The 24,394-nt window shown below is 72.0% G+C and carries 23 protein-coding genes; 12 read left to right on the forward strand and 11 right to left on the reverse strand.

Annotation, left to right across the window (positions count from 1 at the left end; translation table 11 throughout):
• Nucleotides 1-2: 2 nt before the first annotated feature.
• The 3 genes from DT073_RS15195 to DT073_RS15205 all read right to left on the reverse strand — a co-directional run bounded on the left by DT073_RS15195 (nucleotide 3) and on the right by DT073_RS15205 (nucleotide 2,598).
• Nucleotides 3-1,220 (reverse strand): type III PLP-dependent enzyme, encoded by a 1,218-nt coding sequence (locus DT073_RS15195; RefSeq protein WP_124294150.1) that lies wholly within the window; start codon nucleotides 1,218-1,220, stop codon nucleotides 3-5.
• Nucleotides 1,220-1,726, reverse strand: coding sequence for a hypothetical protein (locus DT073_RS15200; protein WP_124294151.1), 507 nt, complete (start codon nucleotides 1,724-1,726; stop codon nucleotides 1,220-1,222). Before DT073_RS15200 ends, DT073_RS15195 begins: the two co-directional genes overlap by 1 nt.
• 71 nt (nucleotides 1,727-1,797) lie before the next feature.
• Entirely contained in the window at nucleotides 1,798-2,598 is an 801-nt protein-coding gene (locus DT073_RS15205) for an HAD-IIB family hydrolase (protein WP_141937266.1), read from the reverse strand.
• A 62-nt stretch (nucleotides 2,599-2,660) separates the two neighbouring features.
• On the opposite strand from DT073_RS15205, the gene DT073_RS15210 reads away from it, so the two are divergent.
• Genes DT073_RS15210 through DT073_RS15240 form a run of 7 tightly spaced genes read left to right on the forward strand, consistent with a single transcriptional unit; the run spans nucleotide 2,661 to nucleotide 11,150 of the window.
• Nucleotides 2,661-3,788: a glycerate kinase gene (locus DT073_RS15210; RefSeq protein WP_124294153.1), complete on the forward strand. Its 1,128-nt coding sequence runs from the start codon at nucleotides 2,661-2,663 to the stop codon at nucleotides 3,786-3,788.
• Complete coding sequence (locus tag DT073_RS15215) at nucleotides 3,785-5,479, forward strand: lysylphosphatidylglycerol synthase domain-containing protein (protein WP_124294154.1); 1,695 nt, start codon at nucleotides 3,785-3,787, stop codon at nucleotides 5,477-5,479. The genes DT073_RS15210 and DT073_RS15215 overlap by 4 nt, the downstream gene beginning before the upstream one ends.
• The gene (locus DT073_RS15220) at nucleotides 5,476-6,498 is read left to right on the forward strand and encodes an ABC transporter substrate-binding protein (RefSeq protein WP_124294155.1); all 1,023 of its coding nucleotides are present in this window, start codon (nucleotides 5,476-5,478) and stop codon (nucleotides 6,496-6,498) included. Before DT073_RS15215 ends, DT073_RS15220 begins: the two co-directional genes overlap by 4 nt.
• Nucleotides 6,488-7,228 (forward strand): ABC transporter ATP-binding protein, encoded by a 741-nt coding sequence (locus DT073_RS15225; protein ID WP_124294156.1) that lies wholly within the window; start codon nucleotides 6,488-6,490, stop codon nucleotides 7,226-7,228. Before DT073_RS15220 ends, DT073_RS15225 begins: the two co-directional genes overlap by 11 nt.
• Complete coding sequence (locus DT073_RS15230) at nucleotides 7,225-8,802, forward strand: ABC transporter permease (protein ID WP_124294157.1); 1,578 nt, start codon at nucleotides 7,225-7,227, stop codon at nucleotides 8,800-8,802. Before DT073_RS15225 ends, DT073_RS15230 begins: the two co-directional genes overlap by 4 nt.
• Nucleotides 8,799-9,902: a glycosyltransferase family 4 protein gene (locus DT073_RS15235; protein WP_124294158.1), complete on the forward strand. Its 1,104-nt coding sequence runs from the start codon at nucleotides 8,799-8,801 to the stop codon at nucleotides 9,900-9,902. Before DT073_RS15230 ends, DT073_RS15235 begins: the two co-directional genes overlap by 4 nt.
• A gap of 42 nt (nucleotides 9,903-9,944) precedes the next feature.
• Nucleotides 9,945-11,150 (forward strand): glycosyltransferase, encoded by a 1,206-nt coding sequence (locus DT073_RS15240; RefSeq protein WP_124294159.1) that lies wholly within the window; start codon nucleotides 9,945-9,947, stop codon nucleotides 11,148-11,150.
• Nucleotides 11,151-11,405: 255 nt separating this feature from the next.
• Here the strand turns inward: DT073_RS15240 and DT073_RS15245 are convergent, their stop codons facing one another.
• The 3 genes from DT073_RS15245 to DT073_RS15255 are packed head-to-tail and all read right to left on the reverse strand — an operon-like array spanning nucleotide 11,406 to nucleotide 16,028.
• Nucleotides 11,406-12,368, reverse strand: a complete 963-nt coding sequence (locus DT073_RS15245) for an NAD-dependent epimerase/dehydratase family protein (protein WP_124294160.1) — start codon at nucleotides 12,366-12,368, stop codon at nucleotides 11,406-11,408.
• Complete coding sequence (locus DT073_RS15250; protein WP_124294161.1) at nucleotides 12,365-14,998, reverse strand: alpha/beta fold hydrolase; 2,634 nt, start codon at nucleotides 14,996-14,998, stop codon at nucleotides 12,365-12,367. Before DT073_RS15250 ends, DT073_RS15245 begins: the two co-directional genes overlap by 4 nt.
• Before the next feature lie 7 nt (nucleotides 14,999-15,005).
• Nucleotides 15,006-16,028: a 3-oxoacyl-ACP synthase III gene (locus DT073_RS15255; RefSeq protein ID WP_240638639.1), complete on the reverse strand. Its 1,023-nt coding sequence runs from the start codon at nucleotides 16,026-16,028 to the stop codon at nucleotides 15,006-15,008.
• Between the two features lie 168 nt (nucleotides 16,029-16,196).
• Here DT073_RS15255 and DT073_RS15260 point away from each other — a divergent pair, with 168 nt between their 5' ends.
• Entirely contained in the window at nucleotides 16,197-16,529 is a 333-nt protein-coding gene (locus tag DT073_RS15260) for a DUF3140 domain-containing protein (RefSeq protein WP_124294163.1), read from the forward strand.
• Here DT073_RS15260 and DT073_RS15265 read toward each other — a convergent pair.
• Entirely contained in the window at nucleotides 16,498-17,550 is a 1,053-nt protein-coding gene (locus tag DT073_RS15265; protein ID WP_124294164.1) for a glycerophosphodiester phosphodiesterase family protein, read from the reverse strand. The genes DT073_RS15260 and DT073_RS15265 overlap by 32 nt on opposite strands.
• Nucleotides 17,551-17,672: 122 nt before the next feature.
• On the opposite strand from DT073_RS15265, the gene DT073_RS15270 reads away from it, so the two are divergent.
• The 3 genes from DT073_RS15270 (at nucleotide 17,673) to ligD (ending at nucleotide 20,262) form a co-directional block, all read left to right on the forward strand.
• Nucleotides 17,673-18,596 carry a Bax inhibitor-1/YccA family protein gene (locus DT073_RS15270; protein WP_124294563.1) on the forward strand — a complete coding sequence of 308 codons (924 nt, stop codon included), beginning with the start codon at nucleotides 17,673-17,675 and terminating at the stop codon, nucleotides 18,594-18,596.
• A gap of 99 nt (nucleotides 18,597-18,695) precedes the next feature.
• Nucleotides 18,696-18,998 (forward strand): helix-turn-helix domain-containing protein, encoded by a 303-nt coding sequence (locus DT073_RS15275; protein ID WP_124294165.1) that lies wholly within the window; start codon nucleotides 18,696-18,698, stop codon nucleotides 18,996-18,998.
• Between the two features lie 25 nt (nucleotides 18,999-19,023).
• Nucleotides 19,024-20,262: a non-homologous end-joining DNA ligase gene (ligD, locus tag DT073_RS15280; RefSeq protein WP_124294166.1), complete on the forward strand. Its 1,239-nt coding sequence runs from the start codon at nucleotides 19,024-19,026 to the stop codon at nucleotides 20,260-20,262.
• A gap of 1 nt (nucleotide 20,263) precedes the next feature.
• Here the strand turns inward: ligD and DT073_RS15285 are convergent, their stop codons facing one another.
• Nucleotides 20,264-20,773 (reverse strand): TetR/AcrR family transcriptional regulator, encoded by a 510-nt coding sequence (locus tag DT073_RS15285; protein ID WP_124294167.1) that lies wholly within the window; start codon nucleotides 20,771-20,773, stop codon nucleotides 20,264-20,266.
• Nucleotides 20,774-20,882: 109 nt separating this feature from the next.
• On the opposite strand from DT073_RS15285, the gene DT073_RS15290 reads away from it, so the two are divergent.
• A complete protein-coding gene (locus DT073_RS15290) occupies nucleotides 20,883-21,620 on the forward strand; it encodes an MBL fold metallo-hydrolase (RefSeq protein WP_124294168.1) in 738 nt (245 codons plus the stop codon).
• Between the two features lie 83 nt (nucleotides 21,621-21,703).
• Here the strand turns inward: DT073_RS15290 and DT073_RS15295 are convergent, their stop codons facing one another.
• Genes DT073_RS15295 through DT073_RS15305 form a run of 3 tightly spaced genes read right to left on the reverse strand, consistent with a single transcriptional unit; the run spans nucleotide 21,704 to nucleotide 24,390 of the window.
• Nucleotides 21,704-22,309 carry a ClpP family protease gene (locus DT073_RS15295; protein WP_124294169.1) on the reverse strand — a complete coding sequence of 202 codons (606 nt, stop codon included), beginning with the start codon at nucleotides 22,307-22,309 and terminating at the stop codon, nucleotides 21,704-21,706.
• Nucleotides 22,306-22,935, reverse strand: coding sequence for a ClpP family protease (locus DT073_RS15300; protein WP_124294170.1), 630 nt, complete (start codon nucleotides 22,933-22,935; stop codon nucleotides 22,306-22,308). Before DT073_RS15300 ends, DT073_RS15295 begins: the two co-directional genes overlap by 4 nt.
• Nucleotides 22,936-22,992: 57 nt before the next feature.
• Nucleotides 22,993-24,390: a glycosyltransferase gene (locus tag DT073_RS15305; protein ID WP_124294171.1), complete on the reverse strand. Its 1,398-nt coding sequence runs from the start codon at nucleotides 24,388-24,390 to the stop codon at nucleotides 22,993-22,995.
• Nucleotides 24,391-24,394: the final 4 nt, after the last annotated feature.

Genomic DNA, 24,394 nt, shown 5'->3' on the forward strand with positions numbered 1-24,394 from the left:
TTTCACGCCAGTCTGGACATCACCCCGGCGGGCCGCCGTGCGGGAGTGAGCACCGCGACCGGGGTGAACGGACGCCCGTTGAAGCGCGTCGCGGTCACCGACGTGTAGGCGCCCATGACGGGGCTTACCACGAGGTCGCCGACCCGCAGGTCGGGGAGGTCGCAGTCGCGCGCGATGACATCGGCCGAGTCGCACGTGGGCCCGGCGAGGGTGGCGCGGCGGCGTGGCGGGGCGGGCGCGATCAGATCGCGCTCGGCGAACACGAGCGGATGCACGCCTTCGGTGAGCACGTTCGAATACGAGCCGTACAGGCCGTCGTCGAGGTAGTACCAGCGCCCGTCGGGGCGTTCGGCGACACCGTCGACGCTCGTGACCAGCAGCGCCGACTCGGCGACGAGCACCCGGCCGGGTTCGGCGAGGATCTCGTAGCGCGCGGCGAGCGGCTCCAGCACCGGACGAATGACCCGCGCGATCTCCTCGAGCGCCGCGACCGGCCGGTCGTAGGCGATCGGAAACCCGCCGCCGATGTCGAGCAGGGTGAAGCGGCGACCACTCGCGCGCTCGAGGCGCGACATCAGCGCAGCCGTGTCGCGGATCGCGGCGGCGAAGCGGGCGGGGTCGTCGAGCTGGCTGTCGACGTGGAAGCTGAAACCTGCCACGGTGAGGCCCCATGCGTCGGCGCGAGCCACGAGCGCTTCGGCGCGCTCGGCGCTGACGCCGAACTTGCTCGACAGGTCGCTCCCGGCGTGGGGGCTGCGATAGGCCAGTCGCACGAGCAGGCGCACGTCGGGCGCACCGCCTCGGCGGAACTTCTCGAGCTCGATCTCGTTGTCGACGACGAAGGTGCGGATGCCGGCGGCGAGCGCCGCACCGATCTCGGCAGGCTTCTTGACGGGGTGGGTGTGGATGACGCGATGCGGCGCGACACCCTGGCGTTCGAGCAGCGCGATCTCCTCCCCCGAGGCGACGTCGAAGCCGCATCCCTCCTCGGCAAGAGCGGCGATCACCGCGGGGTGGGCGCAGACCTTCACCGCGTAGTGGAACCGCACGAAGGGAAGCGCCGTTCGCAGCCGTGTGTACTGGCGCACCACGATCGCGGGATCCAGGAGCAGCACCGGAGTGCCGTGGAGCGCGATGGCGGCGCGGGCGTCATCCGTCTGCATCACCGCCGCGCACTCGCGCCGGCGACGGTCGATGAGGGTCGCGGCGGTCTCGTTCATCAGTCCTTCTTCGGGTACGCGGGGCGGAGCCGGGTCTTGGTGGTGAGCACGAAGCTCGTCGCGGCCATGGCGTAGAAGACCCCGTCGGCGAGGATCTTGCCGGCGAGCAGTCCCCAGAACGGATCGGGGATCAGCCAGACGCACAGCGAGATCGCCGCCGGGCGCACGACGAGCGAGTCGACCAGCTCGGCGGCGCCGAACTCGGCGACCAGGAGGACGACGGTGAGGGTGAGCACGCGGAAGCCGCGGCGCCCGAGCCGGCGCTGCTCGAGGACGACGATCGTCGCGAGCACGGCGTAGAACCCCAGGCTCTCGCCGATGATCGCCGCGACCGCGACGGCGACGGGGTGGGTGATCCACTCGAGGATCAGCAGTCCGAGAAGAAGGAGGGTGGCGGTGCCGACGATCTCCGCGAGCAGGTAGCGACGGATCCAGAATCGGATGCCGCGACGCGGAGTCGTGGTGATGGTCGGCGGTGTGACGGCGGGGGCTGCGAGAACGGTCATCGGTGCCCTCCTCCCCGTGAGAGAGGGCATCGGCGTGGTGGTGATACGCGCGAGCGCCGATCGGTCGGGCGTCAGACCTCGGCGAGGAGGTGTTCGAGCACCTGGGCGACGCCCTCCTCGGCGGAGGCGGGAGCGGTGCGATCGGCGATCTCACGGACGGACGGATGAGCGCCCGCCATCGCGTAACTCGTGCCGGCCCACGACAGCATCGGGATGTCGTTCGGCATGTCGCCGAAGGCGATGACCTCGGCGGGGTCGACGTCGAGGCGCCCGCAGAGGGTGTGCAGGGCGCTGGCCTTCGTGACGCCGGCCGCGCTGATCTCGACAAGACCCGGCATGGTCCAGGTCACGGTCGCGGCGTCGCCGACGATCGCGGCGATCCTGCCGTGCAGCAGGTCGGCATCGACATCCGGATCCCTCACGAGGAGCTTCACCGCGGGGTCGGTCCAGATCTCGCGGAGCGGTCCGCGCGGCGCACCTGCGACGGCGGTGCGTGCAGCGAATCGCGGGTCGAGACGGATGCCGTCGGCGCACTCGATCGCAAACCGTGCGCCGGGGAGCTCGGCGGAGATGATCGCCGAGAGGGCGAGACCATCCTCGGCTTCGATGCCGGTGAGTGAGATGATCTCGCGCGCGTGGGCGTCGTACGTGATGGCGCCGTTCGAGACGATCGCCATCCCGTGGTTTCCGACGTGCGGCCAGAAGCCGGTCATCCAGCGGAGGGGTCGACCGGTGACGAAGACGACGGCGACGCCCGCGGCGTCGAGGCGGCGCAGGACGTCGGCGGTGTAGTCGGGAAGTTCGAGCGTGCCGTCGGGGACGAGTGTGCCGTCGATGTCGGTCGCCACCAGCGTTCGACGGCCTGTGTTCACAGTCTCAAGGGTAGGTGGCGTGCAGGAGGATCGGGCCTGTGCGGCCATACTCTGGCGGGACCATGACTCACGCCGCCGTCGCACCGATCGTCATCGCGATCGACTCCTTCAAAGGGTCGATCCGGGCGGCCGACGCGGCCCAGGCGATCGCCGAAGGATGGTGGAGCGTCGAACCCGAGCGCGACGTCGTCCTCTGCCCGATGGCCGACGGCGGAGAGGGAACACTCGACGCATTCGCCGCTGCGGTCCCCGGGGCGCGACGGATGTCCTCCTGGCTGCTGCTCCCCGCAACCGACGACGCCCCGAACGGAACGGGCGTGGTCGAGCTCGCGTCCACCTCGGGGATCGAACTCCTCGGCTCGCCGCCGCAGCTGAGACCGTGGGACGCCGACACCCGCGGCTTCGGCGAGGCGATCGCCGCCGCGCTCGCGCACGGGGTGTCACGGCTGATCCTGGGCATCGGCAGCAGCGCATCCACGGACGGCGGCGCGGGGATGCTCACCGCCCTCGGGGCGCGATTCACCGATACCGCGGGCAGGCCGATCGCCCCGGGGGCACGCGGGCTCTCGAGCGTCGCCGACGCCGACCTGCGCCACCTCGCTCCCCTGCCGCCGGGCGGCGTGACGGTTCTCACCGATGTGACCAGCCCCCTCCTCGGCGAGCGCGGGGCCGCGGCGGTCTTCGGGCCGCAGAAGGGCGCGGGGATGACCGACATCCCGCTCCTCGACGCCGCCCTCGCCCGCTACGCCGACCTCTTCACCGTCGACGCCGAGACCCCGGGCGCGGGAGCCGCGGGCGGCACCGGCTTCGGCCTGCTCGCGTGGGGCGCACGCCTCGTGCCGGGTGCGGAGGCGGTGGCGCAACTCATCGACCTGCCGGCACAACTCGCCGCGGCATCCCTTGTCATCACGGGCGAGGGCTCCTTCGACCGGTCATCCGCAGCCGGGAAGACGGTCGCCCACGTGCACGATCTCGCGGCCGCGCACGGGGTGCCGGTCGCGCTCGTTGCGGGCCGCATCGCCGACGACACTGCCACCGACCGGTTCGCAACCGTGGTCTCGCTGACGAAGATCGCGGGTTCCGCCGAGGCCTCCCTCGCCGACCCGCGGCTCCGACTGCGAGAGGCGGGGGCGATTCTCGCGCGATTCGGACCCACCCCCCGCCGGCCGCTGATAGCGTCCCACTCATGACCGTCGCCCGGGAGAGCGCGGCCACGGGAGCACCGCACACCACGGCCGGGCAGCCCGACACGGCCGAAAACCGGCCCGCGGTCACCCGCTTCACCCCTCTCACCTTCATCTGCGTCGGCGTCGCGATGGCGGGCGGGCTCGCCCTCGGCCTTCCGATCGCCGCCGTTCTCGCCGCAGCTTCCGCTCTGATCCTCGCCCTCGTCGGCGCCGCCGTCGCCCTCTCCCGTCACCACCCGTTCGCGCGCCTCGGCGGCGCGAACGTGGTCACCCTCATCCGGCTCACCGTCGTGGCCTTCCTCCTCGCCGTCCTCTTCGCCGGCGGCGGACATCCCGTCGCCGTCATCGCGGTCAGCGTCGTCGCGCTCAGCCTCGACGGCGTCGACGGGTATCTCGCGCGCCGCCAGGGACTCTCGTCACGATTCGGGGCGAGCTTCGACATGGAGGTCGACTCGGCCTTCGCTCTGGTCCTCGCCCTGCTCGCCGGACTCGGGCCCGCCGGGCCCCTCGCGATCCTCCTCGGCCTCCCCCGCTATCTCTTCGGCGCGGCCGCCCTCGCCTATCCGTGGCTGAACGGCCCCATCCGTCCGCGGTACAGCCGCAAGGTCATCTGCGTCCTCCAGCTCATCGCCCTCATCGCGCTGCAGTTCCCGTTCCTGTCGGCTCCGGTCGCGATCGCCATCGTGATCGTCACCGCGGGACTGTTGGCCTGGTCGTTCGGCGTCGACATCCTGGAGCTGCGCCGGAATGCGGATGACTCGGGCCGGCCGGCACTCATCCGCCTCGGGCAGGCTCTCCTCACCGCCCTGATCCTCGCGGTCGTGTGGCAGGTCGCCGGCGGCGTCGACGTGCTCGACATCCTCTTCACCGCGAACCCCTGGTGGCTGCTGGCCGCCTGCGTGCTCCTCGTCACCCACACCGTGCTCTCCGCGCTCCGCTGGCGGGTGACCGCCGCCCCGCTCGGCATCGACCTCTCGGGCGGGCACGCGATCCGCGAGTATTTCCTGGCCCAGCTGGTGAACACCACTCTGCCCGGCGGGGTCGTCGGCGACGCCGCCCGCGCCGCGCGGACCCGCCATCAGGCCACGCTCGGTCGCTCGGTCGGGGCGGTCGTCGTCGAGAGGGGAGTCGGCCAGGTCGCCCTCCTCGCGGTCTTCGCCGTCGCCTTCCTCGCCACCCTCTTCGCCCCCGGCGGCATCGCGTGGCCCCCCGTCCTCGCGGCCGCAATCTCCGTGGCGCTCCTCGCCCTCGCGATCGCCGGGCTCGTCCTCGTCCTTCGCCTGCGGTTCGCGCCGCCCGCCCCCGGCTCGCGGCTCGGCCGACTCGTCGACGGCACCCGTCGGAGCCTCACCGCCCCCGGCGTGCTCCCCGCGCAGCTGGTCCTCAGCGCCGGCGCCACGGTGTGCATCCTCGCAGCCTTCGCCTGCTGCGCCGCTGCAGTCGGAGCCCCGCTCCCCCTCGGCGCGATCTTCGCGGTGGTGCCGCTCGTGCTTTTCGCGATGGTGCTCCCGATCTCGGTCGGCGGCTGGGGTGTGCGCGAGGGTGCCGCCGTCGCCCTGCTTCCGATCGCCGGCCTCACCACCGCTCAAGCCTTCGCCGCGAGCGCCGCCTTCGGGTTGATGGCCCTCGTCGCTTCGCTCCCCGGCCTCGCCCTCGTCTGGACCCGCCGTCGCACCCTGGAGACCACCACATGACAGACCGCAAGACCCTCACCCGCCGCACCCTGCTCGGCGCCGGCATCGTCGGTGTCGCCGGCATCGCGGCGGCCGGCATCGGCCTGAGCACGCGCCCGGGAGGGGTGTTCGGCGGCGGAGACGCTGCACGCGCGGCATCCCTCCAGCTGTCATGGCTGCACTCGGTGCAGTTCGGCGGCAGCTACATCGCACAGGACCGCGGCTGGTACGAGGGTCTCGACGTCACCCTGCTGCAGGGCGGCCCCAACGCCCCCGTCGAGCCCCCGGTCGTATCGGGGTCGGCGCTCATCGGCATCTCTGCCGCCGACTACACCGCCGCCGCCGTCGCCGAGGGGGCGCCGTTCAAGATCATCGGCGTCGCGATGCAGAAGAACCCGTTCGTCATCGCCTCCCTCCCCGGAAATCCCGTGAACGAACCCGCCGACCTCGTCGGCAAGCGCATCGGCATGGCCCTGGCCAACACCCCGGTGCTCGAGACGCTGTGCACCCTGAACGACGTCGATGTCGACGGCATCGAGGTCGTGCCGACGCAGTACTCGGCCCAGCCCCTCCTCGCCGATGAAGTGGACTGCCTGCTCTGCTGGGAGACCGACCTGCCGGTGGCGATGACCGTGCAGGGAGTCGAGAGCGTCACGATGCTGATGGCCGACTACGGCTACGCCCTCCACTCGCAGACCTACATCGCCACCGAGGAGAGCCTCGCCAACCGGCGGGCCGACCTCGTCGCGCTCATGCGCGGCGAGGTGCGCGGATGGGACGAGTATCGCGCCGACACGAATGCCGCCGCCGCCCTCACGCTGGAGATGTTCCCCGACGCGGGCCTCGACCTCGAGACGCAGGAGCTGCAGGCCGAGCGGCAGGTGCCGCTGATGTTCTCGGACGTCACCGACGAGAACGGGTTCGGATGGTGGACCGACGATTCCGTGGCGCAGAACCGCGAGACGCTCGCCCTCCTGGGGCAGGACGTCCCCGCCGACCTCTGGGATCGGTCGGTGCTGGAAGAAGTCCATGGCAGCTGAGCCCCGGGTCCTCGTCGATGGGGCAGGCAAGGTCTACCCCGACGGGCTCGAGGCGGTCGCCTCCCTCGATCTGGAGTTCGCCGGCGGTTCGACGACCGCCCTGGTAGGGCCGTCGGGATGCGGCAAGTCGACGCTCCTGCGCATGATCGCCGGACTCGAAGACCCCACCTCCGGATCGATCACGATCGACGGCGACTCCCCCCATGCCGTCGCCGAGCGCGGCGAGCTCGCCGTCGCGTTCCAGGACCCCTCGCTCCTCCCCTGGCGGAGCGTTCGCCAGAACGCCGCTCTCGCGCTCACCCTCACCCACCGCGACGTCGACGCGGCAGCGATCGACCGCATGATCGCGCGCGTCGGCCTCGACGGCTTCGGCGACGCTCGGCCCGCCGCCCTGTCGGGCGGGATGCGACAGCGCGCCGCGATCGCGCGCGCTCTCATCACCGAGCCCCGCCTCCTGCTCCTGGACGAACCCTTCGGCGCGGTGGACGAACTCACCCGGCAGGACCTCATCGCCGAGCTGCCGCCGCTCTGGCGCGAGAGAGGCACCACCACGCTGCTGGTCACCCACTCCATCTCGGAGGCCGCACGCATCGCCGACCGCATCGTCGTCCTGAGCCCCCGCCCGGCACGGGTGGTGGACGACATCGCCGTCCCGCGCGGCGACGCCGCGGCGTTCGAGCGGGTGGTCGCCGCGGTGACCGAGGCGCTCTCGCGGTCGCGGGCGGCATGACCGTCCGATCTTCGACGGGCCGCAGGGTCTGGGTCGACACGGCCCTCGCCGTCGTTCTGCTGCTCGTCGTGTGGGAGGTCGCCGCACGCCTGCTCACCTCGGCCTTCGTCCTCGCGGCGCCGAGCGAGATCGCCGTCGCCCTCGTCACCCAGGCGGGGCTGCTGTGGCGGGCGCTCCTGGTCACCGGGCAGGCCGCGCTCGCCGGATTCGTCATCGGGAATCTCGCCGCCATCGCCCTAGCAGCCCTGGCGGTGCTGCTCCCGGCGACCGAGCGGGTCGTCACCGCCGTCGCACTCGTGGTGTTCTGCCTGCCGCTCGTCGCGACCGGGCCGGTGCTCCGCGTCATCCTGGGCCCGGGCGACGGTCCGCAGGTCGTCCTCGCCGCCCTCGCGGTGTACTACACCACGATGATCCCGCTCCTCGTGGGGCTTCGCGCGGCGCCCGCCACGTGGTTCGACCTCGTCCGCAGCTACGGCCGCGGGGCGGGGGCGGCCCTGGTGCACGTGCGCGCCCGGGCGAGTCTGCCGTACCTGATCGCGGGGCTGCAGATCGCTGCGCCCGCCGCGTTCCTCGGTGCGATGGTCGGCGAGTTCACCGGTGCGCAGAGCGGGCTCGGGGTGCTGACGATCCGCGCGTCGCGCGACCTCGACATCCAGCTCACCTGGGCGCTCGCCACCGTCGCCACGGTGGTCTCGGTCGTGGCGTACGTCGTGATCGGCGCGATCGGGCGCCGCTTCGTCAGCGAGCGGCCGCCGCTCATCCTCGCACCGGTCCGGCCCCGCCTCCCGCGGCGAGAGCGGGTACGCAGCGCGGCGATCACGACCATCGCGTTCCTCGTCGTCATCGTCGCGCTCTGGTGGGGCGGGATCGCGGTCACCGGGATCAGCCCGTTCTTCGCGCGCACGCCGGTCGACGTCATCCGGATCTTCGCCGGCGTCGACGACGGCGGCGAGGTGCGCGGCATCCTCCTCGCCGCCCTCGGCGAGACCGCGCTGCTCGCGATCGCCGGATACCTCGCCGGGCTCGCCGTCGGCGCGATCGGCGCGATCGCCCTCACTCTCGCCCCGCGGGCGGCGACCGTGTCGATGCCCATCGCCATCGCGCTGCGCGCCGTGCCCATCGTCACCACGGCACCCCTGGTCATCCTGCTTCTGGGGCGCGGGCCCGTCGGCGCGATCTCGCTCGTGGCGCTCATGGTCTTCTTCCCCACGCTCATCGCCTGCCTCGAGGGCCTCCGTCAGGCGCCCGGCCAGGCCCTCGACGTGCTGCGCAGCTACGGCGCACCCGCACGCGTGCAGCTCGTGCGCGTGCGGATCCCCGCGATGCTGCCCGCCTTCTTCGCCGCCGCCCGCATGAGCGTGCCGGCCGCGGTGCTCGCCGTCACCGTGGTGGAGTGGCTCGCGATCGGCACGGGGGTGGGCGCTGCGATGGCCCTCGCCGCCTCGCAGTCGGGGTACGACCTGCTCGCCGTCGCGGTCGTCGCCGTCACCGCCCTGTCGGCGCTCGGGTACGCCCTGGTCGGTGTCGTCGAGTCGCGGGTGCTGCGCGTCTACGCTCCGGAGCAGCAGGCGTGAGCAGGCGGGCGGCCTTCGCCATCCCCGGTGACCTCGACACTGTCACGGGGGGCTACCTCTACGAGAAGCGTCTGCTCCTCGGGCTGCGCGAGGTCGGGGTCGACACCGCGTACGTGCCGCTCACGGGCTCCTTCCCCGATCCCTCCGAGACCGAGGTGGATGTCGCGCTGGCGGCCCTGCAGCAGGTCGATCCGCGGCATCCGCTCATCCTCGACGGCTTCGTGTTCGGAGCGATGCCGACCGCGGCGCTCGCCCGCGTGCGCGCGCCGATCGTGGGGATGGTCCATCACCCGCTCGCCCGAGAGGAGGGCCTGTCGCCGGAGCGACGGGAGTACCTCTTCGCCAACGAACGCGACAATCTCCATCTCGCGGCGGCCGTGCTCGTGCCGAGCCCGCACACCGCGCGCATCCTCATCGACGAGTACGGGGCAGACCCGGGCACGATCACGGTCGCGCGGCCGGGCACCGATCCCGCGCCGGGGGTCCGGCGCGGCGCGGAGCCGCCGCTCATCCTGTCGGTGGGGATCCAGCATCCGCGGAAGGGTCACGACGTGCTGCTGCGCGCACTCGCGCGCCTCACCGACCTCCCCTGGCGTGCCGAGATCGTCGGAACGCCGTGGGACCAGGGGTTCTCCGCCTCGCTGCCGCCGTTACGCGACGAGCTCGGGCTCGCGGGGCGTGTGCACATCGCCGGCGGTATCGGCGACGACGAGCTCGACGGGCTCTGGGCGCGGGCGACGGTGTTCGCCCTCGCGACGCGTTACGAGGGGTACGGGCTGGTGTTCGACGAGGCCCTCGCCTGGGGCGTGCCGATCGTGTCGTGCCGCACCGGCGCAGTGCCCGAGACGGTGCCGGTCGAGGCCGGCGTGCTCGTGCCGCCCGCTGACCCCGAGGCCTTCGCCGCAGCCCTCCGCTCCGTGCTCGCCGATCACGACCTGCGTGACCGGATGACGCGCGCGGCGCGCGCCGCGGGCGCTGCCCTCCCGTCGTGGCTCGACACCGCCCGCACCGCGCAGCAGATGCTGGAGTCGGTCACCCGTCGTTCACTCACCCCACGTTCCCCGTTCATCGACTTCGAGGGGTCGAAACCCGAGCATTGACCAACCGTTGTCTGACGGCTCGGATCGATGAGAGGCGCCACGATGACCGCACCCCTGCGGGTTCTGTCGCTGTACGAAGGGTTCTTCGCCGGAGGCGCGCGGGTGCTCCATACCGACGTCGTCGCCGGGCTGCACGCCGGCGGCCAGAGTCATCGTGTGCTCTCGGTGGCGGCGCGTGCGCGGCGCGAGTCGACCGTGCAGGTGATGTGGGATGACCCGCGCTGCCGTCGCCTCGTCGAGGCAGGCGTGGAGGTGCGCAGCCTCGGGCGCACCGCGGGGGATGCCCCGCTCGGTCCCGAGACCTTCGGCCCGCGGCACCTCCGCCGCGCGGCGGCGATGATCGCGCAGGCCGACATCGTCGTCTCGCTCAAGGAACAGCCGCTGGGGCTGTTGCTCGCCCTCCGCGACCGCGGCATGATGCCCGACGTTCCGGTCGCCGTCTGCCTGCACCGCTCCGACCCGGCGCACGCGGGATCGGCGCGCGACTGGCTCGACGAGGCGGCACGGACGGGACTCGTCTCGGCCGCGATCGCCTGCGCCGCGTCGACCCGCGACGCCTACCGCGAGGTGCTCGGCGGCGGCGTGGAGGGCGGCGTGGAAGCGCAGGTGGTCGCGAACGGCATCGACACGGAGCGGTTCCGGCCGGGGACGGCGCGCGAGCGCGCGGCGATCCGGCGGTCGCTGGAGATTCCCGCCGACGCGCCCGTGGTGCTCTTCGCCGCGCGGTTCGACGCGATGAAGAACCCCGGGCTGTTCCTGCGGGCCGTCGCCGCGCACGCCCGGCGACGGCCCGAGTCGCACTACCTGATGTGCGGGGCGGGGATGTCGTCGGCGAACCCTGCACTGCGTGCCGCGTTCGCGGAGGCCGGCGTCCCGGCATCCGCTCGGGTTCACCTGCTGGGTATCCGCGACGACATGCCGGCCCTGCACCGGATCGCCGACATCGTCGCGCTCACCAGCGCCTTCGGCGAGGCGTCGCCGCTGTGCCTCATCGAGGGCGCCGCGTCGGGCGCCACACCGGTCACGACCTCGGTGGGCGACGCCGCCCGCGTCGTCGAGGGGTTCGGGATCGTCACGGCCCACGACGCCGCGTCGATCGCCGGGGCGTGGGACGTGGTGCTCGCCGAGCGACCGGCGTTCCGGCGCCTCGCGCTCGCGGCGCGGCCGCGTCTGTCGCGCGAGCGGATGATCGAGCAATACCGCGGTGCCATCGAGGCCCTCGCCACACGCCTGCCGCTGGCTGCGTGACACCCGCCCGGCGACCCGCTGTCGGTGGGCGCGGTGGCAGGATACGCTGACCGTGTTGCCCCAGACCTCGGCAGCCTGCTCAGACGATGCGCCGGAGGTGGGGGAATGTCACGGAAGACACCGCCGATCCCGACGGCGCGCTCGACCTGAACACCTGGGGGTGTTCAGCGCCGCGAAGACGTCGCCTCTCGGCGACCCACCGTCCTCGCGGCAGCGCCGTCGGCTGCCCGGCGAGGGGCGGCCGACGGCGTTCGCTCACGAAGACGCCGCCAGGCGCGCGAGGCCCTCATCGATCGACACCGCCGGCGCCCACGCGAGCGCTTCGCGGGTTTCGCGCTGGTCGAACCAGTGCGCGGTGGAGAGCTGTTCGGCGAGGAACCGGGTCATCGGCGGCTCGTCCTCACCCGGCCTCACCGCCCAGATCCGTTCGATGACCGACCCGGCGGCGCGCGCGAGAGACGCCGGAACACTCCACCGCGGCGGAGCGACGCCGGCGGCCAGGCAGATGCCCGCGAGGAGCTCGCCCACAGCGCGGGGCTCGCCGTTGGTCAGCACGAACGCGCGACCGTGCGCGTGCGCGGCGCGCGCGAGGGCGGCGCTGATGCCGGTCGCCGCGTTGTCGATGTAGGTGGAGTCGATGAGCGCGGTGCCGCCGTTCAGGAGCGGCAGCCGCCCGGCGCGGGCACGCGCGACGATGCGCCCCACGAGCTGCGGGTCCCCGGGTCCCCACACCAGATGCGGGCGGATCGCCACGACCGGCATCTGAGGCGTATCGCGCGCGAGGGCGAGGAGCTCGGCCTTGGCCTTGGTGCGGGCGTAGTCGCCGCGCGCGTGCTCGGGTGAGGCGGGCTCGGCCCCGACACCGGCCAGCGCCGATCCGGCGTGGGCGACCGACGGTGACGAGACGAAGACGAACCGCGAGACCCCGGCGCGCTCGGCGGCATCCAGGATCGTGCGGGTGCCGCCGACATTCACCGCCTCGAACTCGCGCGGGTCACCCGCGAGCGACACCTTCGCGGCGAGGTGGATGACCCCGTCCACGCCGTCGAGCGCGCGCGTCGCGGCATCCTTATCCGTGACCGACCCCAGGATGTCGTCGGCTCCCGCCACCCCGGAAGGGCGACGCTGGAGCGTCCGCACCTCGTGTCCGGCGGCGACGAGGTCGGCGGCGACGGCGCCGCCGAGGAAGCCGGATGCTCCGGTGACGACGACCTTCACGGCGTCGTCGGCCTCTCGCCGGCGAGCACGCGCTCGGCCCAGACCGACAGTCGGGTGCGGTCGATCTTGGAGTTGTGACGGATGTCGGTGGGAAGCGCCGGCACGGCGAGCACCGCGACGAGCGAGACGTCGGCGGCTGTCCGGATGCGGGCGGCGAGCTCGGGAGCGGCGAGGCCGGGGGCCTTCGTGGCCGGCGTCGTCTCGATCACCGCGACCGCCTGGCGGAGCCCCTGCGGACCCACGCCGACCACCGCGGCCCGGCGGACGCCGTCGACCTTCTCGACCTGCTGCTCGGGACCCACAGGGGCGAGCGGACCGTCGGCCGTGACAAGCACGTGCGGCACGCGCCCCTCGACCCAGAGGCGCCCCTCGGCGTCGAGGTGTCCGACGTCGCCGGTGCGGTGCCAGCGTCCGCCGTCCACGGGGGTCTCACGGGCGGCCTCGCGGTCGGTGAGCCAGAGACGGTCGTAGTGGTCTTTCAGATGCGGGGCCGAGACGAGGATCTCCCCAAGCACGCCGGGGGCCTCGCTCGGGTTTCCGGTGGCGCGGCCATCGGCGTCGAGGGCGCTGATGCGGATGCGATTCCCGCCGATCGGACTGCCGACGCAGACCCCGGCGTCGGGGGCGTCCGCCGCCGCGCGGATCCCTTCGAGGGTGATGTCGGTGACGAGGAGGCACTCGGTCATGCCGTACGGGGTGTGCGCGGTCGCGTTCGGCATGACGCGCGCGGCGGCGGCGAGAAGGGTCTCGCTGATCGGTGCGCCGGTGGAGAGGAACGTCTCGACGCCGGCGAGCGCGGCGCGGTCGTCGGCGGTGAGGGCGTCGGCGGTGGCGACGACGTTGAGGATCGCCGCCGGCGAGAGGAACACGATGCGCGCCTGCGAGGCGCGCACGGCCGCGGCGACGGCGGTCGCGGTGAGCGTGCGAGGCGCCGAGACGTCCATGTCGGGGGTCACCGAGAGGGTGCCGAGAGCGGGGCCGAGGAGGGCGAAGGGGGCGAAGCCGGTGACGAGGCCGGTGCCTGGCGAGACGTCGAAGTGTGCGGCGAGGATGTCGCGGAGCGCCGAGAGATGCCGATGGGTGTACGCGACGCCTTTCGCTGGGCCCGTGGACCCGGAGGTGAAGAGGATGGCGGCAGGGTCATCCGGGCCGGGAATCGGGGGGAGCTCCGCGGCGGTGCCGGCGCGGGTGACATCGGCGAGGCTGTGGCGGATGCCGAGGGCCCGGGCGCTGACGGACGGCAGGGTCGGCACCGAGATGCGCATTCCCGGCCAGCCGAGCACCCGGGCTGCGGCGAGGCCGGGCAGCTCGCCGATGACGACGTCGGGCCAGGCACCGCGCACCGCGCGGGTGAGGCCCTTCAGACCCAGCCCCGCGTCGGCGACGACGACGACCGCGCCGATGCGGAGGCATGCGTAGATGATCGCCGTCAGGGTGGGGCCCGGGGGAACGAGGAGGGAGACGCGATCGCCCGGGCGCACGCCGACGGCGGTGAGTCCCGCGGCGAGGGTGCGCACGCGGTCATCCAGGTGCCGCCAGCTCACCCGGCGGGTCGCGCCGGTCGCGCCCATCTCGATGACGGCCGTGGCGTCGTCGTCGCGGCGCGCGTCGAGACGCTCCCAGAGCGGCGTCCACTCGGTCAGCGGTTCGGCGTCGGTGTGTGACGTCGGTGCGACCTCGTAAGCGTCGGCGAGCCACGTCAGCACGGCGGAGGCGTAGTCGCGGTCCTCGGCGATGAGGTGCCCGGCGCCTTCGAAGCGGTGGACGTCGGCCTGCGGCATCCGCTCCGCGAGATCGTCGAGATACCGGTCGCCGAAGATCGGATCGCGGGGGCCCCAGAGCATGAGGGCGGGCACCGTGAGTCGGCTGACGCCGTCGGCGATCCGCTGCAGCTCGGCGAAGCTCCCGTGGCGGGCGTCGACAGGGATGTCGGCGACGAACCCGCCGATCGCGCGTCGACGATCGGCGGCGCCGTAGGGCGCGCGGAACGCGGCCTTCACCTCGGGGCTCAACGCCGGCGAGGCGAGGGCGAGGGTGGTGTCGAGGAACGCCGTCGTCTGCACCGTCGACGCGGCGAGGACGCCGCGCGCCCCCGCGAGGCGGAGCGGCGCAGGGATCGGCACCCCCTCGGGGTGATGCACGGCGGTGTTGAGGAGCATGACGCCGGCGAGGAGCTCGGGGTGGTCGATGGCCCACCCGAGCGAGATGACTCCGCCCCAGTCGTGCCCGAGGGTCACGACCGGGCCGTCGAGCGCGAGCGTGTCGGTGAGCGCGGCGAGGTCGCGTACGCGCTGGGCGAGCGGGCGCGGCACGTCGGTGCGCTCGGAGAATCCCATGTCGAGCTGGTCGACCGCGACGACCCGCCATGCGGGCGCGCCCGCCTCGGCGGCCGCGAACGAACGGGCGACGACGCTCCGCCAGAGGTACGACCACGTCGGGTTGCCGTGCACGGCAAGGATCGTTCCGCGTGGGGCGACACCCCGCCTCTCGAGGGCAGGGCCGGTGTCGAGGACGTGCCAGGTGCGCGTCACCTGCTCGTCCACGCCGCGGCCGGGGACGGCGACGAGGCGTGAGAAACGAGGGTCGAGTCCGGGAAGGTCGGCGGGAGGCAGCGCGGCCGGCGAGGTCACCGGTCCGTCACCAGGCCAGTTCCATCATCGCGGTGTTCAGCCCCGAGCCGACACCCATGAGCAGCACGCGGTCCCCGCGCTTCAGCGAGGACTGCTGCTCGGCCAGGGTGATCGGAATGGAGGCGGGCCCCACGTTGCCGTAGCGGTCGTAGGTGACCGGTACCCGCTCGGGGTCGAGTTTCGCGGCCCTCACGATCGCGGTGGTGTGCACCGAGGAGACCTGATGGGTGATGTAGCGGTCCATGCCCGACCACTTCCACTCGGGTGCCGCCTCTTTCCATGCCGAGACGACGAGGTTCAGGCCGCCCTTGAGGAGCGCTTTGGCGTCGGTGAACATCCCGTCGACGCTCCCGACGCAGAGCTCGTGGAACTGCGTGGCCGCGCGAGTCACCCCGCCGAGGAGCCGGTGGCCCTCCGGGTGCTCGTCTGCGCGGCCGAGGACTGCTGCCGCCGATCCCGAACCGAGGGTGAGGGAGGCGAACTCGCTCATGAAGCCGTCGCGGTCGGCGTCGGAGTTCACGAGGCGGTTGATGGTGTTGATCTGGATCTCGTCGGCGTCTTCGCCGTTGACGACGATCGCGTAACGGATCTGGCCCGACTCGATCATGCCCGCGGCGAGGCTCATGCCGTTGACGAACCCGAGGCAGGCGTTGGCGATGTCGAAGTTGATCGCCGAGGTGGGAAGGCCGAGGCCGTGGTGCAGGCGCACCGCCACCGAGGGCTCGAGGTGCTTGCGGGTCACCGAGGTGTTGATGAGAAGGCCCACCTCGCCCGGCGCGACACCCGCATCGGCGAGCGCCTTCGCGCCGGCGGCGATGGTGGCGTCATCCGACGACTCGCCCTCAGCCCAGTTGCGCCGTTCGTTGACGCCGGCCACGCGGCGGAGCAGCCCTGGACGCAGGCGGAGACGGGCAAGCGCCGCGGAGAGACGGTCTTCGATGTCGTCGGACGTCGTCACCCGGCTCGGCAGCACACTCGCCACCGACAGCAATGACACATTGCTGAACCGGGTGGTCGCATTTCCGGCCACGAAACCTCCGTTCGACGGGCTCGAGCACGCCCGCCGGTGAAACCAGAAGTCTACGCGGGCCGTATACGCACCCTGGCATGCAGCTCCCAGGAACGGGCTCGGGCTTGCATGTGCAACCGCGAGATGCAAGGTCTTCATTCCCGGAGCCCATCGACCCACAATCGCGCCATGGATGACGACGAGCAGAAGAAGATCGCGGATGACTTCGCCGAGGCCGTGAATATGACACCGAAGGAGCTGGAGGACTGGCTCGACACCGACGAGTCGAAGGACGTCGGGCAGAAGGACGGCGGCGGCGAATCGACGGGGCACGCCTCGGGGCGGCGGATCGTGACCATTCTTCGGAAGAAGAAGGCCGATCTCACCGACAGCGACTACGCGCACATGAAGAAGGTGTCGGGGTACGTCTCACGGCATTCATCGCAGCGTCCGAGCGGCGATGTGACCGACACTCCCTGGCGCTACTCGCTCATGAACTGGGGCCACGATCCGAAGAAGTGAGGCCGTCCCGGAAGAACTCGACGCCGAGGTCGGCGTGGTCGACGAACACGCCGTCGACGCCCCCCTCGCCGTTCGCACCGTCTCTGATCAGGGCCCACTCCGCCTCGTAGTCACCGAAGGCGGCCTTGCCGCCGGGTCGCCGGAACTCCTTGACGAGGAACGGGTTCTCGGGTCGGCAGGTCCAGGTGAAGACCTGGAGTCCGCGCGCGTGCGCGTCGGCGATGATCCGAGAACGGTCGGTGGCCCGGCCCAGGCGGTCGGGGGCGAGCAGCATCCGTTTATCCACGCTGATGCCGTCGACGCGCCCGATCAGGCGATCGAGCCCGGCGGGGTGGGCGATCGACGGGTAGGTCGGAGCGTCGTCGCCGTGCGCGACCACCAGGTCGAAGGGCTTACCCGCCGCCTCGAGCAGGTAGACATACCGGGCGGGGAGCCCGCGCTCCTGCAGGACGAAGAGGATGCTGGACTCGAACGATTCCACGATGAGCGGCCACTCCCCCGTCGCCCACCCGGCACCGCGCAGCTCGTCGTGGACGATGGCGGCGAGGTCGAAGCCGAGCGAGGCCATGAAGGTGGCGTGCTTGATCTCCAGCACGACGCCGATCTCACGCCCCTGGGCGAGCGACGCATCGCGCACGAGGTCGAGCACGTCGATGAGGCGCAGCACCGGCTGCCGACCGTCGAAGGTCGCGCTCGTCGGGCGGACCTCGGGCAGGCGCTCGCGGCACGTGAGCGTGGCGAGCTCCTCCCAGGTGAAGTCCTCGGTGAACCAGCCGGTCAGGGCGACCCCGTCGACCTCTTTCGTGGTGCGACGATCGGCGAATTCGGGTCGCGTCGCGACATCCGTCGTTCCCGAGATCTCGTTCTCGTGACGCACGACCAGCACGCCGTCCTTCGACAGCACGACGTCGGGCTCCACCGCGTCGACGCCCATCTCGAGGGCGAGGGTGTACGAGGAGCGCGAGTGCTCGGGGCGATATCCGGGGGCGCCCCGGTGGCCGATGACGAGGGGGCGGCGCACGACTTCAGGCTAGACGCTCAAAGTCCCTTCACAGCAGGCCGCCTGCCGGGAATCGGACAGGGTCCGATATCGTTGATTCACAGCACACCGCTGTGGCCCGAATACTTTGGAGTGTGAGAGCAGTGGCCCTCAACAACCCCGCATTCAACAACCCGGCGTTTCAGGACCCTCGCGCCGTGCAGTCATACCCGGGCGGTGCGCGTGCAGCAAGCCTGACTCCGCCGCCCGCCGCCGCCGCAGGGTCCGCCTCGCGCGGTGGCGTCGACCTCGCCGCACAGGCCCAGATGGAGGGCGCCTTCGCCGGCCCGCCCGCCGGCTCGGCCGAGACCGGCCGGATGACGATCGAGGACACCGTCGTCAAGACCGTGTCGCTCTTCGCGATCCTGCTCGTCACCGCCGCCGTCGGCTGGGTCTGGACGCTCGGCGGCCTGACCCCGACGACGACCAGTGTCTCGGCGCTGCCGATGATCGTCGGCGGCCTTGCCGGCTTCGTCCTGGCGCTGGTGATCATCTTCACCTCGCGCAAGAAGGTCCGCCCCGCGCTGATCTTCGCGTACGCCGCGGCCGAGGGACTCTTCGTCGGTGGCATCTCGGCATTCTTCGAGGTGATGTACCCCGGCATCGTGTTCCAGGCGACGCTGGCGACGCTCGTCGTCGTCGGTGTGACCCTCGCCCTCTTCGCCAGCGGCAAGATCCGTGCGTCTGCTCGGGCGACCAAGATCTTCCTGATCGCCATGGTCGGCTACCTGGTCTTCTCGCTGGTCAACGTCGGTCTCATGCTGTTCAACGTCCCGATCGCCGGCGGTGCCTTCGGTCTGCGCAGCGTCGAGGTCTTCGGCATTCCGCTGGGCCTCATCATCGGCGTCCTCGTCGTGATCATGGCCGCGTACTCGCTGGTGCTCGACTTCGACCAGGTGCAGCAGGGTGTCCGCAACGGCGCCCCGCGTCAGTACGGCTGGCTGAGCGCCTTCGGCATCATGGTCACCGTCGTCTGGCTCTACATCGAGATCCTCCGCATCCTCGCGATCCTGCGCGGCAGCGAGTAATCTCCCGCGTCTCGAACGGCCGGCCCGGTTTCGGGCCGGCCGTTCTGCTGTGAGCAGAACGCGTGGCGCAGCGCGGCATCCGCTCTTTAGCCTCGCTTCATGACCGACCGTCTCCCGCCCGAACCGCTCTGGCGCGACGCCCTCGGCGAGCGCCTGCGGCGCCTGCGCCACGAGCGCGGCGAGCGCCTCACCGACACCGCCGACCGCGCCGGGGTGTCGCCGCAATACCTCTCCGAGGTGGAACGCGGCCGCAAAGAGCCCTCGAGCGAGATGATCGCCGCCATCGCCGGCGCGCTCGACACCACCCTCGTCGACCTGACGCTCGGCGTCGCCGACGATCTGCGGAGCGTCCAGAGCGTACGTACCACGAGCATCCGCGGCGCATTCGCCCTCGCCGCCTGAACCGCGCCCGGGTACGGTGGGCCGCATGGCCGCGAAGACACCGCCCGCGATCCTCGACGTCGACGGCGAGGAGGTGCGGATCTCCAGCCCCGACAAGGTCGTCTTCCCCGAGCCCGGGATCACCAAGCTCGCCCTCGTCGAGTACTACCTCGCCGTCGCCGACGGAGCCCTCCGTGGGGCGGGCGGGCGCCCGATGGTGCTCAAGCGCTTCCCGCGCGGCATCGACGCCGAACCGTTCTTCCAGAAGCGCGTGCCCGAGAACCACCCCGCGTTCATCGACACCGCCACGCTGCACTACGCGTCGGGCACGTCCGCCGAAGAGGCCGTCATCCGAAACCCCGCCGGGCTCGCGTGGATCGTCAACCTCGGATGCCTCGACCTGAACCCGCACCCCGTGCGCGCGGAAGACCTCGACCACCCCGACGAGCTGCGGATCGACCTCGACCCGATGCCGGGCGTCGAGTGGTCGCAGATCGTCGACGTCGCCCTCGTCGCCCGCGAGGTGCTCGACGACGTGGGGCTCGTGGGCTGGCCCAAGACGAGCGGGTCGCGGGGCCTGCACATCCTCGTCCGTATCGCCCCGGAGTGGGACTACAAGCAGGTGCGCCTCGCGGCCGAGACCCTCGCCCGCGAGGTCGAGAACCGCGCACCCGGCCTCGCGACGGCGCGGTGGTGGAAGGAGGAGCGGGGCGAGAGCGTCTTCGTCGACTTCAATCAGAACGCCAAGGACCGCACCGTCGCCTCGGCGTACTCGGTGAGGCCCCGGCCCGACGCCCGGGTGTCGGCACCGCTGTCGTGGGACGAGGTGCGCACCGCCCTGCCCGAGACGTTCACCGTGCCGACGATGATCACCCGGTACGCCGAGATCGGCGACCCGCACGCCGGCATCGATGAGGCCGTCGGGTCGCTCGACGGACTGCTGCGGCTGGCCGATGAGCTCGGCCCTGCCGAGAAACCGCCCCGCGGTGGTGACGGATCCGGACGCCGCCAATCGACGATGCCGCTCATCGAGGTCGCCCGCACCAAGACCAAACCCGAGGCGGTGGAGGCGCTGGAGACGTGGAAGGCGCATCACGCCGGCGTCGCCGCGCAGCTGCATCCGGCCGACGTCATGATCGACGGCATGCGCGGATCCTCCTCCCTCTGGTACCGGGTTCGGGTGAACCTGCAGCATGTCGCCGAGGGCGAGCGGCCCCCGCAGGAGGACCTCATCGCCGACTACGACCCGTGGGCCGGGAAGGTCTGGCCGAAGGCCGAGCGGTAGATCACGTCGGTCGCTGGAGCCCCGCGACGATGGTGTCGAGCCCGTACACGTAGGCCTCGTCGAGATCACCGCCCAGGCGGAAGGCTCCGGCCAGCTCCATGGTGAGGAAACCCGTCGCCCACGCCGTGACCACGCGCGCGGCATCGAGACTCTTCGTCGCCTCGAGGATGGGGTCGGCGACGTCGCGGAACGCTCCCGCCGCCGACTCCGAGTCGAGCAGCAGGCGGAAGCTCGCCGGATTCGCTCGCGCGAACGCCCGGTACGCATGGGCGAGCTCGGCGACGCTTTCGTCGGTCGCGGCGAAGCGGCGGGAGAGGTCGGATGCCGCATCCTCGGCTACGAGGCGCAGAAGCTCGTCGCGGCCCTCCACCCGCTTGTAGAGAGAGGGCGCGCGGACCCCCACACGCTCGGCCACAGCCTGCATGGTGACGCCCGCGAGCCCGTTCTTCTCGAGCAGATCACGGGCGGTGGCGACGATCGCCGGGAGGGTGGTGCGCTCAGGGGTGGGCATCGCGTGTCTCCATCGAAGGCGAGGGGCGTGGAATAACGAAGAGCTATTGACGTTAGCCATGAAGGCTATGTATCGTAGCCATCGTAACCCACGCAGAGAGAAGACGGCAATGCGACTCGCACCCCAGCTCCACCGCATCGGCAACGACATCGTCGCGGCGTATTTCGTCGAGACCGCCGACGGCATCACCCTCATCGACGCCGGACTCCCCGGGCACTGGCGAGACCTCCTCCGCGAGCTGCGTGCGATGGGACGCGAGCTCAGCGACATCCGAGGGGTCATCCTCACGCACGGCGACAGCGACCACCTCGGCTTCGCCGAGCGGCTGCGCAGCGAGCACGGTGTGCCCGTCTACATCCACGCCGCCGACGCCGAGCGGGCGAAGGGCGGCTCCAAGCCGCCGACGCCGATGGGACGCAAGCGGCTCGGCGCGCTGGTCGGCTTCTTCGCCTATGCGGCGCGCAAGGGCGGGGCACGTACCCGACACCTCACCGAGGTCATCGCGATCGAAGACGGGCAGGTGCTGCCCCTCCCCGGCGATCCGCAGATCGTCGCACTCCCCGGCCACTCGCCCGGAAGCATCGCGGTGCACGTCCCCGCGGTGCGGGCGGCGTTCGTCGGAGACGCCCTCACCACCCGCTCGGTGCTCACCGGCGAGGTCGGGCCGCAGCCGGCGCCCTTCACCGACGAGCCGGCCGAGGCGCTCGCCTCGCTCGACCGGCTCTCCGGGCTCGACGTCGAGTGGATCCTCCCCGGCCACGGCGCGCCCTGGCGCGGCCGGCCAGCCGACGCCGTGGCCGCGGTGCGGGCGGCGGCGTCGGCCTCACTCCCCGGATTCGCGGGGTGAGGCCGGTCCCTAACTCCTGCACTTCGGCGCCCGGGGCAGCTCAGCGACCCGAAACCGGCGCCCAGCGGCCCGAAATGCAGGAGTTAGGTCCGACCCGATTCCGGCTCCCTCTGCAAGACCGTGTCGGCGAGGCCGTACTCGACGGCCGCGGCGGCCGTGAACACCCGGTCGCGCTCAGTGTCGACGCGCAGCTTCGCCGTATCGACGCCGGTGTGCCGGGCGAGGATCTCCTCCACCTCCCCGCGCACGCGCACCAATTCATCCGCCTGCAGGATGAGGTCGGGGATCGCTCCTCGGCCCTGTCCCGCCGGCTGGTGCAGCACGACGCGCGCGTGCGGCAGCACGGCCCGCTTGCCTGCGGCGCCGGTCGCGAGCAGCACCGCCCCGACGCCGATCGCCTGACCGACGACGGTCGTCGCGACATCAGGCCGCACGTGCTGCATCGTGTCGTAGATGGCGAGCATCGCCGCGGGGTCGCCGCCCTCGCAGTTGATGTAGAGCTGGATGTCGCGTTCGGGGCTGTCGGCATCCAGGTGCAGCAGCTGAGCGATGAGGGCGTTCGCGACGCCCGCGTCGATGCCGGTGCCGAGGTAGACCACGCGTTCTGCGAGAAGGTGCGAGTAGACATCCATGATGCGATCACCCCGGGGATGCTGCGCCACCACGTTCGGGATCGTGTACCCGCTCACGCCGCCACCTCCGATGCGCCGATGCCGAGGCCGGCCGGCCGCCGGCGTCGCGGCACCACCTGGTCGAAGCCGTCGACGATCCCATCGATGAAGCCGTACTCCTTCGCCTCGATCGCGGTGTACCAGCGGTCGTGGAGCGAGTCGTCGAAGACGCGGTCCACGGGCTGACCGGTGTCGTCGGCGATGAGGGCGAGGACGGTGTCGCGGGTGTGGCGGAGGTCGTCGGCCTGCATCTCCACCTCGACCGCCGACCCGCCGATGCCGGCTGAACCCTGGTGCATGAGCACCCGCGCGTGCGGGAGTGCGCGGCGCTTGCCCCTCGTCCCCGCCGACAGCAGGAACTGGCCGGCACTGGCGGCCATGCCGAGGGCGAGGGTGGCGACGTCGTTCGGGATCAGGCGCATCACGTCGCGGATGGCGAGCATCGCCGGCACCGATCCGCCGGGCGAGTGGATCCACAGGGCGATGTCGGCGGCCTCGTCCTCGGCGGCCAGCGTCAGCAGCTGGGTGGTGAGGAGGGTGCCGTTGTCGTCGTCGAGTGCGCCGTCGAGCACGAGCACGCGGTGGTGGAACAGTTCGCGTCGGGTCTCGGGCCCGAACGCCGGAGGGCGGGGTGTGTCTGACATGCATCTCATCGTGCGACGGATGCAGAAGTCGCGGCCGCGCGCGCGGCCCTCGGCGGATCAGCTCACGGCAGAGCGCCGCGAGGGCTTGGCCAGCACGTCGCGCACCGCACCGGCGAGCGCCGACATCACGTGCTCGGGCTCGATGCGACGCGCCGCCTCCACCGCCTCGACGGAGAGCCGGTGCCGCAGGTCGAGGTCGGTGAGCACCCGCACGAGTGCCTGCGTCATCGCCTCGATGTCACCGTTGGGCACGAGCAGTCCCCCACCGCCGGCGAGCGCTTCGGCGGGCCCGAAGGGCGCGTCGTAGGCCACGACCGGGCATCCGCGCACCAGGGCCTCCGCCAGGGAGAGCCCCTGCCCCTCGTGCCGGGAGGTGGAGAGGAAGACGGCGGCCTGGTCGAGCACGCGTCCCGGGTCATCCGTCGGTCCACGCAGCACCACGTGGGATCCGACGCCCAGCTCGTCGATGAGCGCCTGCACTTCTGCGCGCAGCGGCCCGTCGCCGAAGATGTCGAGCCGCGCCTCGGGAAGCAGGCTGATGACGCCGGCGAACGCCCGTACGGCGTGGTCGACCCGCTTCTGGAACGCCAGCCGGTTGAGCATCACGACCTGGTGCGGGTCGCGGCCGGCGAGCGGCGCGACGGCGGAGGCAGCGGGCACCCCGTTCGGCACGACGATGTGGACGTCCGACGCACCGAAGCGCTCCTGGATGGCGTCACGCTGCGCCGCGGTCGGCCAGAGCACCGCATCGAACCGCTCGGCGACGCTGAACCACCTCTCCCACAGGGCGTTCGTCTCGGCGTCGAGGGTGTAGGGCGGCTCCATGTGCACCGTGTGGATCGAGTGCAGTAGCCGCACATCGGGGTCGTCCCACCCGGCGAGAAGCTCGCCGAGCTGCCGCGACTCGCACACGACGATCACCGGCCGTGTCGGGTCATCCGCTCGGAGCTCCGCCGTCACGTGTTCGAGCCATGCGCGGTAGAGCGCGCCGAACCCGGAGAGGATGCCGCGCACCCGCCCGTCGGTCCCGTGCACGGCGATCGGGGCCGAGGTAATGTGCCAGTCGGGGTCGTCGGGGATGACGGGCAGCGACAGCGCCGGGTGCCCCGCGGGCACCGGGCGGTATTCCAGCGCCGGGTCGGGGTCTCCGGGGTGCACCGCATCGAGCAGCCACGCGGCGGCACCGCCATCCGCTCCGCTCGCCTCGTCGAAGAGGTTCCGCATGCGTTCGACGCCGACGATGAGGTCGCGCCCGTCGAAGACGGCGCGGTGGTGGGCGTGCTCTTCGGGCGTGCCGGGGTCGACGGTGAGGAGGAGGGGCCCGCGCCCGCCATGCACGCCGGCGGCGGCCATCTGGCGCGCCCGCGCGAGGGTGGCCAGGGTGTATCCGCCGTCCCGGTCGGGGATCAGACGGCTGGAGAGGATGACGTACTCGGCGTCGGGGAAGACGGTCATCCGC

This window comes from Microbacterium sp. ABRD28 (assembly GCF_003850245.1).
Classification (GTDB): Bacteria; Actinomycetota; Actinomycetes; order Actinomycetales; family Microbacteriaceae; genus Microbacterium.

What these genes read in the sequence shown, in the direction of transcription:
- DT073_RS15210 (WP_124294153.1), top strand. Translation starts at nt 2,661, where the DNA reads ATGACTCACGCCGCCGTCGCACCGATCGTCATCGCGATCGACTCCTTC.
- DT073_RS15240 (WP_124294159.1), top strand. Translation starts at nt 9,945, where the DNA reads ATGACCGCACCCCTGCGGGTTCTGTCGCTGTACGAAGGGTTCTTCGCC.
- DT073_RS15230 (WP_124294157.1), top strand. Translation starts at nt 7,225, where the DNA reads ATGACCGTCCGATCTTCGACGGGCCGCAGGGTCTGGGTCGACACGGCC.
- DT073_RS15220 (WP_124294155.1), top strand. Translation starts at nt 5,476, where the DNA reads ATGACAGACCGCAAGACCCTCACCCGCCGCACCCTGCTCGGCGCCGGC.
- DT073_RS15215 (WP_124294154.1), top strand. Translation starts at nt 3,785, where the DNA reads ATGACCGTCGCCCGGGAGAGCGCGGCCACGGGAGCACCGCACACCACG.
- ligD (WP_124294166.1), top strand. Translation starts at nt 19,024, where the DNA reads ATGGCCGCGAAGACACCGCCCGCGATCCTCGACGTCGACGGCGAGGAG.
- DT073_RS15200 (WP_124294151.1), bottom strand. Translation starts at nt 1,726, where the DNA reads ATGACCGTTCTCGCAGCCCCCGCCGTCACACCGCCGACCATCACCACG.
- DT073_RS15300 (WP_124294170.1), bottom strand. Translation starts at nt 22,935, where the DNA reads ATGTCAGACACACCCCGCCCTCCGGCGTTCGGGCCCGAGACCCGACGC.
- DT073_RS15225 (WP_124294156.1), top strand. Translation starts at nt 6,488, where the DNA reads ATGGCAGCTGAGCCCCGGGTCCTCGTCGATGGGGCAGGCAAGGTCTAC.
- DT073_RS15285 (WP_124294167.1), bottom strand. Translation starts at nt 20,773, where the DNA reads ATGCCCACCCCTGAGCGCACCACCCTCCCGGCGATCGTCGCCACCGCC.
- DT073_RS15290 (WP_124294168.1), top strand. Translation starts at nt 20,883, where the DNA reads ATGCGACTCGCACCCCAGCTCCACCGCATCGGCAACGACATCGTCGCG.
- DT073_RS15260 (WP_124294163.1), top strand. Translation starts at nt 16,197, where the DNA reads ATGGATGACGACGAGCAGAAGAAGATCGCGGATGACTTCGCCGAGGCC.
- DT073_RS15275 (WP_124294165.1), top strand. Translation starts at nt 18,696, where the DNA reads ATGACCGACCGTCTCCCGCCCGAACCGCTCTGGCGCGACGCCCTCGGC.
- DT073_RS15305 (WP_124294171.1), bottom strand. Translation starts at nt 24,390, where the DNA reads ATGACCGTCTTCCCCGACGCCGAGTACGTCATCCTCTCCAGCCGTCTG.
- DT073_RS15195 (WP_124294150.1), bottom strand. Translation starts at nt 1,220, where the DNA reads ATGAACGAGACCGCCGCGACCCTCATCGACCGTCGCCGGCGCGAGTGC.